Annotated in this window: 11 protein-coding genes; 8 read left to right on the forward strand and 3 right to left on the reverse strand. The window is 36.9% G+C overall.

Going from position 1 to position 11,962, the window contains the following annotated elements; genetic code table 11:
- Positions 1–1,950: a tRNA(Met) cytidine acetyltransferase TmcA domain-containing protein gene (locus tag A9G13_RS07205; protein WP_065556905.1), complete on the forward strand. Its 1,950-nt coding sequence runs from the start codon at positions 1–3 to the stop codon at positions 1,948–1,950.
- A gap of 142 nt (positions 1,951–2,092) precedes the next feature.
- On the forward strand, positions 2,093–2,896 hold the full coding sequence (cysZ, locus tag A9G13_RS07210; protein WP_065557124.1) for a sulfate transporter CysZ: 804 nt from the start codon (positions 2,093–2,095) through the stop codon (positions 2,894–2,896).
- Between the two features lie 2 nt (positions 2,897–2,898).
- Here cysZ and A9G13_RS07215 read toward each other — a convergent pair whose 3' ends face one another.
- The 3 genes from A9G13_RS07215 to A9G13_RS07225 form a co-directional block, all read right to left on the reverse strand.
- Entirely contained in the window at positions 2,899–3,090 is a 192-nt protein-coding gene (locus A9G13_RS07215) for a YpfN family protein (protein ID WP_065556906.1), read from the reverse strand.
- Between the two features lie 107 nt (positions 3,091–3,197).
- A complete protein-coding gene (gene dapE, locus A9G13_RS07220; RefSeq protein WP_065556907.1) occupies positions 3,198–4,337 on the reverse strand; it encodes a succinyl-diaminopimelate desuccinylase in 1,140 nt (379 codons plus the stop codon).
- 14 nt (positions 4,338–4,351) lie between these two features.
- The gene (locus A9G13_RS07225) at positions 4,352–4,708 is read right to left on the reverse strand and encodes an ArsC family reductase (protein ID WP_065556908.1); all 357 of its coding nucleotides are present in this window, start codon (positions 4,706–4,708) and stop codon (positions 4,352–4,354) included.
- Positions 4,709–5,137: 429 nt separating this feature from the next.
- Here A9G13_RS07225 and A9G13_RS07230 point away from each other — a divergent pair, with 429 nt between their 5' ends.
- The 6 genes from A9G13_RS07230 to tkt all read left to right on the forward strand — a co-directional run bounded on the left by A9G13_RS07230 (position 5,138) and on the right by tkt (position 11,953).
- The gene (locus A9G13_RS07230; RefSeq protein WP_081301190.1) at positions 5,138–5,380 is read left to right on the forward strand and encodes a FeoA family protein; all 243 of its coding nucleotides are present in this window, start codon (positions 5,138–5,140) and stop codon (positions 5,378–5,380) included.
- Positions 5,377–7,698 (forward strand): Fe(2+) transporter permease subunit FeoB, encoded by a 2,322-nt coding sequence (gene feoB, locus A9G13_RS07235; protein WP_065556909.1) that lies wholly within the window; start codon positions 5,377–5,379, stop codon positions 7,696–7,698. The genes A9G13_RS07230 and feoB overlap by 4 nt, the downstream gene beginning before the upstream one ends.
- 17 nt (positions 7,699–7,715) lie before the next feature.
- Entirely contained in the window at positions 7,716–8,000 is a 285-nt protein-coding gene (locus tag A9G13_RS07240; protein ID WP_141670881.1) for a FeoC-like transcriptional regulator, read from the forward strand.
- A gap of 233 nt (positions 8,001–8,233) precedes the next feature.
- Positions 8,234–8,689 (forward strand): RpiB/LacA/LacB family sugar-phosphate isomerase, encoded by a 456-nt coding sequence (locus A9G13_RS07245; protein ID WP_065556911.1) that lies wholly within the window; start codon positions 8,234–8,236, stop codon positions 8,687–8,689.
- A gap of 175 nt (positions 8,690–8,864) precedes the next feature.
- The gene (tal, locus tag A9G13_RS07250; protein ID WP_065556912.1) at positions 8,865–9,815 is read left to right on the forward strand and encodes a transaldolase; all 951 of its coding nucleotides are present in this window, start codon (positions 8,865–8,867) and stop codon (positions 9,813–9,815) included.
- 131 nt (positions 9,816–9,946) lie between these two features.
- Positions 9,947–11,953, forward strand: coding sequence for a transketolase (gene tkt, locus A9G13_RS07255; protein ID WP_065556913.1), 2,007 nt, complete (start codon positions 9,947–9,949; stop codon positions 11,951–11,953).
- Positions 11,954–11,962 lie beyond the last annotated feature (9 nt).

Here is an 11,962-nt window from a genome sequence, read left to right on the forward strand (position 1 = left end):
ATGCATTTTGCTGATAGCTCCAGAAAGCTATGGGTATTACATGGTGAAGCTGCAATTTTATTTACCAAGTTAACGGTAGTAATTGAGCAAAACAAGGGTGATTGGATCACAGTCACTAACCAAGCTAATTTAGCTAGCAATTTGTTTAATGTTATAAACCCAAATCAAACTAAACGTTTGCTAGGTCAAGAATTTAAACATGCCATTTTCGATGCCACTGAGGCGTTTAATTTAGATGCTTTAGCCATGTTAATTGGAACTCTCGTTAATGGTAGTGTGTTAATTTTATTACTACCTAAAGATTTTGCTCATTGGCAAGATTATGATAGTTTACGTTGGAATGAGAATGCTTGTCCAATTACGACGCCTAATTTTATTGCCCATTTAACGCAAGTTTTGGCAGAACATAATTATGCTATCAATCATCAATTTGTTAATCAATTTCCGAATATAGATAGCACATTTTACAATTTTCAAGAACAGCAAAATGTCTTAAAACAATTACTGGAAAGTACTAAAACTATTAAGGTAGTGATTGCCAAACGTGGGCGTGGTAAATCGGCTTTGGCAGGTCAGTTCAGCCATTACCATCATTGCTTAGTTACTGCACCGAATAAAAATTCGCTGACCACATTTTTTCGTTTTGCCAAAACCACTACGCCATTTTATGCCCCCGATGAATTAATTACCGCCAACCTTGATCCTTTCCCTGAATATTTAATCATTGATGAAGCGGCTATGCTGCCACTTCCTATTTTGGCTAAATTAATACAATTGGCTATTTCAAAGCACAGAAAAATTTTATTAACCACAACCGTCGAAGGCTATGAAGGAACCGGACAGGGTTTTTTATTAAAATTATTGGCAGATAAAGCTTGCAACTTTTTTTATTTGCAACAACCGATTCGCTGGCATGCAGATGATCAGTTAGAACAATTTAGCGATCATTTAATGCTAAATGGCATGTTATCGTTCGATACCCAAATGTTAAAGAAGAATCAAACTATCGATTACTCGCAGGTTGATCGTCAAGATATTCAGGCACTAAAACAAATCTATTATTTATTAAAAAATGCCCACTATCAAACCACCTTAGTGGATTTACGTCGCTTGTTTGATGCTCAAAATTTAATGGTCTGGCAAGCTAAAATTGGCGATCAACGAGTTGCGGCGGCGGTGACTATTAATGAAGGCAATTTAACTGACGCATTAATTGATGAAGTGTGGAAGGGCACTCGTCGGCCAAAAGGTAACTTAGTAGCACAATCATTAGTGGCTCATGCTGGAGAAAAATTAGCTGCTAAATTACAGTCGCTGCGCATTAACCGTATTGCCGTTATTGAGTTATACCGTCGTCAACATATTGCTCAGAATTTAGTTCAATCCATTACTAATTATGCCGAAGACCATGGAAAGGACTTTGTATCAGTAAGTTTTGCTTTTAGCGATGATAATTATCGTTTTTGGCTAGCTTGTGGTTTTAACATTGTCCACATTGCCAGTCGTAAAGAGACCAGTAGCGGTACTTATTCCGTGATGGCGATTAAGGCAATTAGCCAAGCTGGGCACATTTTGGTTGAAAAATTACAACATAAATTACAGCGCAATAGCTATTGGTTAAAACAAATCATTGATCTTCCATTCGCTCAAATTGTGACAAGTGATCCCGATCAAGGCTTAACTAATGAGGACATTGAAGAACTCTACGGCTTTTGTTACTATCATCGACCTTATGAGTCCACCTATGCTGTACTTTGTCGTTTGCATAGTTATAATCAAACGCAAACAAGTAAGATAGACTTACCAATTTTGAGTGCATTAATAACCAATAACACCAGTGAATTACCAGTAATACAACAGATGCAATTAACCGGTAAAAACGCTTTAATGCAGGCCCTAAAACAAGAATTAGCTGGGTGGTTAGGTTATTGGCATTCAGCTCAACCATAAATCTAGCAACAAAATGTATAGACTCAATGATTAATAAGGACTTATTACGTTAATCTTGTAACTAAAGTAAAAACACAACTACAATTTTAATGTATATAGTCTGGGTTTATTTAATAAGGAAACAAACGTGAATTTTAATGGTATAAACCATCACCAATCTAATAACAACCATAATCCTCGTCAAAACCGCTCTGGTAATGGTGTTGACTATTTTCTTAAAGGTTGGTCTTTGGCATTTAATCCTGGGCTTAAGCGTTTTGTATTTTTGCCCTTACTGGCCAATATCGTGATTATGTCGGCACTTTTTTATTGGTTTTTCTCGGTAATCACCGGTATGGTTAATTGGGGATTAACTTTGGTACCGAATTGGTTGCAGTGGTTAGGTTACATTATTAGCTTTATCATTGTGCTAACATTAGTTATTTTGTTTTGCTATTTTTTTAGTACCGTAACCAATATAATTGCGGCTCCCTTTAATGGCTTATTGGCAGAACAAGTCGAAGCTCAATTGACAGGAATCCCCGCACCTGATACTACTTGGATAAGTTTGATTAAAGATTTACCTCGGGTATTTGGTCGCGAAATGCAAAAATTACTTAACTATCTGCTATGGGCAATTCCAATTTTGCTCACTTATTTCATTCCGGTAGTAGGGCAGTCAGTAATGCCAATTGTTTGGTTTTTATTTACCGCTTGGCAAATTAATATTCAGTATGCTGATTATGCCTTTGATAATCACAAAATTAGTTTTCACGATATGCGTGTATTACTTAAACAAGATAAAATGGATAATCTAATTTATGGAATTTTAGTCAGCTTGTTTACAATGGTGCCAGTACTTAACTTAGTTATTATGCCGATTGCGGTTTGTGGTTCAACGGCAATGTGGGTGGATCGTTACCGCCACCAGGCATTATTCGCTAACAGTCATCCCAAATTTAACTAATATTAAGAGTGATTTTTAGGGGGATTAGATGGCCAATCGTCATCCTCATCATCGGTATAAGGGATAGGTTTTATCCCTTTCTTTTTTTCCAGATAGGATTTGTAATTAACTTTATTTAACGCTTTAATGGTATTGATAAAAATTCCAATAAGAATAATAACAATTACCCACCAATAATCTTTAAGCCATTCCATGTTAATTCTCGTTAAGTTTTAATTTGAGAGACCTAATAAGTAGCTGTTGATGAAGTTATACCAGTAACTTATTCAGTCTCTTTATACTGTTATTGTATATGATAGCTTTATGTTAATAATAATTTTTCTAAAATTCGTTGGAAGATCTGTTTTAGTTTAATGATGTCTTGACAGCTGGCATTTTCATTTACTTTATGAATTGTCTTATTTAAAACGCCAAGTTCAATCACTTGACAACCCATTTTAGCAATAAAGCGACCATCAGAAGTACCGCCAGTGGTAGATAATTGTGTGTCAACTTGAGTTAACTCTTTGATTGCATCAATGGCAGCACTGGTTAAATCACCTTGTGGTGTTAAAAATGGATGACCGGAAAGCCGCCAATTTAAAGTGTATTGCAAATCATATTTTTGTAATATTTGTTCAACTCGTGCTTTAATCATTGCGTCGGTAAGTTCGCTACTATAACGAAAATTAAATTGCACTTTTAAATCACCCGGGATCACATTTTCAGCGCCAGTACCACCGTTAATGTTAGCAACTTGCATAGTAGTGGGCGGGAAGTATTGATTGCCGTGATCCCAAACCGTATTAACTAATTCATGTAAAGCCGGAGCAAAACGGTGCACCGGATTATCGGCAAGGTGAGGGTAAGCTACATGACCTTGAACCCCATGTACGACTAAATTGGCGGTAAGAGAACCACGGCGGCCATTTTTGATTTGATCGCCAAGCACTTCATCGCTAGAAGGTTCACCCACAATACAATAATCAACCCGTTCTTGGCGTTTAATTAGCATATCAACGACTTTAACAGTACCATCGCTGGCGTCGGCTTCTTCATCGGAGGTAATAAGAAAAGCCACTCGGCCTGAATGGTTAGGATTATTGTTCACAAAATCCTCGGCAGCACATACCATAGCGGCGACACCGCTTTTCATATCGGCAGCACCACGCCCAAAAAGTACCCCATTATCATCAATGGTAGCTGTAAAAGGTGGGTATTGCCATTGGCTTTCATCACCAGCCGGAACCACATCAGTATGTCCGGCAAACATTAAGGTTTTACTATTAGGATCGCCATGAAAAGCCCAAAGATTTTTAGTTTGACCAATGTTGATAGCTTCAATGGTAAAACCTAACTTAGTTAATCGTTCAATAATTATTTTCTGGCAGTTTTTATCATCAGGGCTTACTGATTTTTCGGCAATCAAAGCAGTAGTTAAGGCAATTACAGGTTCAGTCATAATAGTTCTCGATCTCATTTTTTGTGAGTAATAAATTGGGCGTAACTTTGGTCTGAAAATCCTAATAAAGCTCTATTACTCTCAATTAATAAAGGGCGTTTTATAATAGATGGATTAGCTAACATAATTTTGATTGCCGCATCTTCATTATTAATCTGGGCACGCACCGATTCATCCAGTTTGCGCCAAGTAGTGCCACGAGTATTAAGTAAACTTTGCCAATCAACTAATTGTAAAAAAGAGCGCAACAGATCAGTGGAAACACCATCAGTTTTATAATTATGAAACTGATACTTAACCTGATGTGTATCAAGCCATGCAAAGGCTTTCTTCATCGTATCGCAATTTTTAATGCCATAAATTATATACATAATAATGATTCCAACTTAAATCAATAATAACCAATTATAACAGTTAACTATTAATGTCAGCAATTAAGTGTTCAATAAGGAGGCTAAGCTAATATTCATACGAGGTTTATTGCTGCGATCAGGTACAAAATATTTATAATTTATACTGAAACGTATATGTCTCAGGAAACATCTTGACAAAATTTAAAATCTATAGTCCATCACTACTATAATTTAAATATTATAGAGAAAAGGTAATTAGCAAGTTAAAATCACCATGCATTTCTATTGTCAGATGATTTAATATTGTATCTTGAGTTTTTAATTAAAATGATTGGTATTTTTACGTTAAAAAATGCGAATTATTCGCATTTTAAAATAAAAAACGTTAATATTGCAGCCTATTGCAACCTATGCAGTAAATTCAATCAGTAAAATCTAGGAAGTATAATGTCATCTGTTACATTAAATCACCTGCCTCTAAGGCATGAGGCGGTTATTGTTCGCTTGTTACCCGAATCGTTAACTTTTCGTCGCAAACTACTGGCAATGGGGATAACACCCGGTTGCAAGATTGTGGTCGTACGAGTAGCCCCACTCGGTGATCCGCTAGAAATAAATATGCGCGGTTTTAGGCTTTGTTTACGGCGAAAAGAAGCTGCAGCGATTGAAGTAATGGAGGTAACCGCGTGAAGATAGCGTTGATTGGTAACCCAAACTGTGGAAAAACGACTTTATTTAACTTGCTTACAGGTGCTAAACAAAGAGTAGGCAATTGGCCTGGAGTAACCGTTGAGCGTAAAACGGGTATATTTTGTTATCAAAATACAAAATATAATATTATTGATTTACCCGGCACTTATTCTATCGAAAACGATCCACTTTCAGTATCACAAGATGAATTGATTGCTCGTGAATTTGTACTCACCGAAAAAAACAGTTTAATTATTAATGTCATTGATGCTACTAATTTGCAACGTAGTTTGTACTTGACCATGCAATTAATTGATCTGCAGGTGCCGATGTTAGTGGTGCTTAATATGATTGATGCGGTTAAATCTATGGGTGAAGTTATTAACCAACAAACTTTGGCTCATTTACTCGGTTGCCCGGTAGTTAGCATGTCAGCTAGTAAAAAAATAGGTATTAACACACTTTATCAACATATTTCGCAAGCGACTTTAAAGCTATCGATTGCTAAACCAGCGATAGATACATTAGGAACTGAGCAAAGTGCGGTAATTGATCGTTATATTAAGCAGTTACCTGTAGATAGCCAAATGCGTAAATTTAATCGTTGGCAAATAATTGATGCTTTACTAGATGATTCGCACTATTTATTTAATCAACTCGAAATAGAAAAACTAAATGCTTGCCGTATATTATTGGCTACCTGCTATGATAATGAAATTGATGTGGCATTAGCCTGTGCCCGTTATGAAACTATTGATCAGGTCTGTCATAAAGTGATCGCTAAGCCGCGTGAAATTAGTGACAGTGTGTCTGAAAAACTCGATAAAATTACACTAGGCCGAGTAACTGGTATTCCATTGTTCTTATTAATTATGTATGCCATGTTCATGGTGGCAATCAATTTTGGTTCGGTCTTTATTGACTTTTTTGACGTACTTTGTGGCACTATTTTTGTGGATGGACTGTCACATGTTTTGCAGCTATTGAATACTCCAGATTGGCTGCGAGTCATTTTAGCTAATGGTATCGGTTCAGGATTACAAACGGTTTCAACTTTTATTCCGGTTATAGCAATGTTGTTTTTGTGCCTTTCTTTTTTGGAAGATTCGGGATACTTAGCCCGAGCGGCAATGGTAGTGGATCGGGTTATGCGCTGTATCGGCTTACCAGGTAAAGCTTTTGTACCTATGTTAGTAGGTTTTGGATGTGGTGTACCTGCGATTATGGGTACCCGCACCTTGGAAAGTTCTCGAGACCGGATCATGACTATATGTATGATCCCGTTTATGTCATGCAGTGCCAGATTGCCAGTGTATACTTTGTTTGCGGTAATATTCTTCCCTCGGCATGCATCAATGGTAGTTTTTGGTTTGTATTTATTGGGGATTTTGTTAGCAGTTATTACTGGTTTTATTTTAAAAATAACCTTATTAAAAGGCCCGCTGACACCGTTTATAATGGAAATGCCGGTTTACCGCATTCCAACTTTAACTAACATGTTGAAATTAACGTGGCAACGGTTAAAAAGTTTTATATTTAGAGCCGGTAAAGCGATTGTGTTGATGGTAACACTGCTAAGTGTGCTTAATTCATGGGGCACCGACGGTTCATTTGGTCATGAAAATTCAGATAATTCTGTTTTGGCAGTAGTAAGCCAAAAAATCACCCCAGTTTTTGGACCAATTGGCATTAATCAACATAATTGGCCGGCTACAGTGGGGATTTTTACAGGTATATTTGCTAAAGAATCGGTAATTGCTACTTTAAATTCCCTTTATTCAATGGGTGATGGGCAGCCAAGTCAGCAATTTAGTTTAACTAAAGGTGTATTAAATGCGCTTACCACAATTCCCAATAATTTAGTTAGTTTAGCTGACTCAGTTTTAGATCCACTTGGTCTGGCCACTGTTGATGACAATATTGCTACCTTACAATCTGATTTAGCGATCGATTCGACTACGATTGCGCAAATCAAAATCTCATTTATAACTCCTGCCGCAGCCCTTGCTTATTTGATCTTTATTTTACTGTATACGCCCTGTGCTGCAGCATTAGGTACCATTTATCGTGAAGCTGGTTATAAATGGATGTTGTTTGTAGCAGTTTGGGCTTTTAGTGTGGCATGGCTGACGGCGACTATTTATTATCAGTTAACTTTATTAAGCCACTCGCGTTCCGCTGGTTATTGGTTAATCATTTGTGCCATATTAATAGCTCTCATGTTAGGTTTGGTGCGATTATTAGCCCGGCATTCGCTGTTTGAACAATCCATTATTAAACAAAATCTTGAGCCTACTAAGCCCAAATGTTGTGATTAAAATTTAATTGATTGATATTGGAAACCAAGAGGATAGCATTAACTGCTGCTTATAAACTATTTATGTTAATGACTGCAATTCGTGATTATATCAAACTACAAGGGCGTGTTGATTTACGTCATATCGCCAACCATTTTTGCTTACCAGAAAGTGCCATAACCCCAATGCTGAATTTTTGGGTGAAAAAGGGGATAATTACAATTATTCCCTTAGATTCACAATCTACCTGCCAATCTAAACTATGTAGTAGTTGCTTAAGTTGTAATGTCACTAAGCAGTCTACTATATATGCTTGGGTATAAATTCTCATTTGCTTATTTAAAGTATCAAATGTATCTACATTAATCTTTTGATATTTCTATCGTAAAAAGTTTAAGATCACTTCTATATTTCAGTATGATTAATAGCATATTGTTTTATAAAAATTTTATTTTATATTTTATTTACTAGATGTTGATCACATAATTAAACTTATTTATACTGCAAAATAACAAATGATATTTATATGAACTTATGATTAGAAATAGGAGGTTTTATGAAACCCATAGCAATAGGTGCTGATGATGCAGCATTTGAATTCAGAAATATTATTGTCGATTACTTAACTAAACAGGGCATTATAGTTACTGATTATAGTAGTGATAAGCAACTTAGTAATTCTTTATATCCGGATGTAGCCAATGCAGTGGCTTGTGCAATCAATGAAGGTAAACATGACCGGGGGATTTTAATATGTGGCACCGGAATTGGAATGGCAATTGCCGCTAATAAAGTCCCAAATATTCGTGCCGCTCAATGTCATGATGTTTTCTCAGCTGAAAGAGCTAGAAAAAGTAATAATGCACAAATTATGACAATGGGGGCCAGAGTTATAGGTACTGAGCTAGCTAAAAAACTTGTCCAAGCATGGTTGGATTCAGAATTTGAAGGTGGTGGTTCAACGGTAAAAGTTGAGCGAATTTGTCATTATGATAAGTTATACAGCAAATAGTTATTTCCTTGCTATAAAAAAGAAATTATCAAATAAAATACATTATTTTTTTCAATTTATATGTAAATCAATTTAGGTTGTTTTTGGCAAAATAGCCTGATGACAAACTCGTTTTATTATTGAATAATATGCTATTATAATTTCTTTAAAATAAAAGTTATTTAGGATGAAAAGTATGAGCCAATTAGATGAATTTAAAAAATTAACTGTGGTAGTGGCCGATACCGGTGATATCGATTCTATTAAGCAGTTTTCTCCAGAAGATGCAACCACCAATCCTTCCCTCGTTTTAAAAGCCGCACAGCTTCCTCAATATCGTTACTTAATAGATTCAGCTGTTGCAACTGCCAAAAAAATGGGTGGTAGTAAACAACAACAATTAATCAATGCATGCGATCGAGTCGCTGTAAATATTGGCGCGGAAATTTTAAAATCGGTTCCTGGACGAATTTCAACTGAAGTTGACGCCCGTTTATCCTTTGATAAACAAGGTTGTATTGATAAAGCACGACGAATTATTGAGCTTTATAAAGAAAAGGGTATTGATAAGTCAAGAATTCTGATCAAAATTGCTTCTACATGGGAAGGTATTAAAGCTGCTGAAGTGCTAGAAAAAGAAGGGATTAATTGCAATCTGACATTGTTGTTCTCATTTGCTCAAGCGCGTGCATGTGCTGAAGTAAATGTGTTTTTAATTTCGCCATTCGTTGGCCGTATTTATGATTGGTATAACGCAAAAAAACCAATCGATCCATATGTAGCTGATCAAGATCCTGGCGTGGTTTCTGTGCGTAATATTTATAACTATTATAAACAACATGGTTATAAAACTATTGTTATGGGAGCTAGCTTCCGTAAAGTCGATCAGATTTTAGCATTAGCGGGCTGTGATCGCTTAACTATTGCACCTAACTTATTAACTGAAATGCAACAATCCAATGCTTCAGTAGTGCGTAAACTTGATCCAAATCAACAAGTAGAAGCTCGTCCTGCACTAATGACAGAAGCCGAGTTTAGATGGCAACATAATAGCGATGCCATGGCAGTTGAAAAACTGGCCGAAGGTATTCGCGCTTTTGCAGTTGATCAAGGCAAATTAGAAGAAATGATCGGTACATTACTATAATGAGGATAAAAAGAGGGGGAGCATGCTCCCCTTTAATTTTTCTTAGCTAAATTTATACACAAAATTGGTAGATTAAATACCTTGTGTAGTTACACTAGTTTTAATTCTTAAATATTTCTGGAGATAACAACATGAATGCAACAACACTATCTCACCGCGAATTAGCGAATGCGATAAGGGCATTAAGCATGGATGGCGTGCAAAAGGCTAAATCAGGTCACCCAGGAGCTCCTATGGGGATGGCTGATATGGCCGAAGTACTATGGCGTGGATTTTTAAAACATAATCCAACTAATCCACTTTGGGCTGACAGAGATCGTTTTGTATTATCAAATGGTCATGCTTCAATGTTGATTTATAGTTTATTACATATGACTGGTTATAACGTGACTATTGATGATTTAAAAAATTTTCGTCAATTGCATTCTAAAACTGCCGGTCACCCAGAATATGGTCATGTGCCGGGGGTTGAAACTACTACCGGCCCATTAGGACAAGGCATAGCTAATGCTGTGGGTATGGCTATCGCTGAAAGGACATTAGCTGCACAATTTAATAAACCAGGGCACGAAATTGTTGATCATCATACATATGTATTTATGGGTGATGGTTGTATGATGGAAGGTATTTCTCATGAAGTTTGTTCTTTAGCCGGGACACTTAAATTAGGCAAATTGATAGCTTTCTATGATGATAATGGTATCTCAATCGATGGCGAGGTTGAAGGTTGGTTTACTGACGATACGGCTAAACGTTTTGAAGCTTATGGTTGGCACGTTATTCGTGGTATCGATGGTCATGATGTTAAAGCTATTACACATGCAATTGAACAAGCACAGGCAGTGACTGATAAACCATCGCTATTAATGTGTAAAACTATTATTGGTTTTGGGTCACCTAATAAAGCAGGCAGTCATGAAAGCCATGGTGCACCATTGGGTGACGCAGAAATTGCTGCTACCCGTGAAGCTCTTGGTTGGAAATACCCAGCTTTTGAAATTCCTAAAGCTTATTATGATGCGTGGGATGCTAAAGCAAAAGGTAAACAAGTAGAAGATGAATGGAATACCCGTTTTGCAGCATATGCTACAGCTTATCCGGAGTTAGCTAAAGAGTTTAAACGCCGTGTTAATGGTGATTTACCAAATAATTGGCAAACAACAGCCAAAGAGTTTGTGGCTAAACTGCAAGCCAATCCGGCAACTATTGCTACTCGTAAAGCGTCCCAAAATGCTATTGAAGCCTTTGCTCCAGTATTGCCTGAATTTTTAGGAGGCTCCGCCGACTTGGCTCCGAGTAATTTAACCATGTGGTCAGGTTCTAAAGAAATTTTGGCCAATCCAGATGGTAACTATATCCATTATGGTGTGCGTGAATTTGGTATGTCAGCAATTATGAATGGTATTGCTTTGCATGGTGGCTTTATTCCTTATGGCGCCACCTTCTTAATGTTTATGGAATATGCACGTAATGCTATTCGTATGGCAGCGTTAATGAAAATCCGTGCACTATTTGTGTACACTCATGATTCCATTGGTTTAGGGGAAGATGGTCCAACTCATCAACCTGTTGAACAAATGGCTAGCCTACGAGTTACTCCAAATGTTAGCACTTGGCGCCCATGTGATCAGGTAGAATCTGCTATTGCTTGGCAATATGCTGTTGAACGTAAAGATGGTCCAACAGCGCTAATCTTTTCAAGACAAAACCTGAAACAACAAGAGCGTACGCCGCAGCAACTTGCTAATGTATACCGTGGTGGCTACATTTTAAATGATTGTACTGGTACACCGGAACTGATCATTATTGCTACTGGTTCTGAAGTTGAATTAGCAGTTGAAGCTTATCACCAACTGACTAAAGCCGGTAAAAAGGTAAGAGTTGTTTCAATGCCTTCAACTGATGCATTTGATAAGCAAGATAGCGCTTACAAAGAATCAGTATTACCGTCATCAGTAACTGCAAGATTAGCTATTGAAGCGGGTATAAGTGATTATTGGTATAAATACGTTGGTTTAAATGGCAAAGTGGTTGGTATGACTCAGTTCGGTGAATCTGGACCAGCTGAACAACTCTTTAAGGAATTTGGCTTTACTGTCGACAACGTACTAGCACAAGCAAATAGCTTATTGAAATAAGAAGTTATA

Source organism: Gilliamella sp. wkB178 (genome assembly GCF_001690705.1).
In the GTDB taxonomy this organism is placed as follows: domain Bacteria; phylum Pseudomonadota; class Gammaproteobacteria; order Enterobacterales; family Orbaceae; genus Gilliamella; species Gilliamella apicola_K.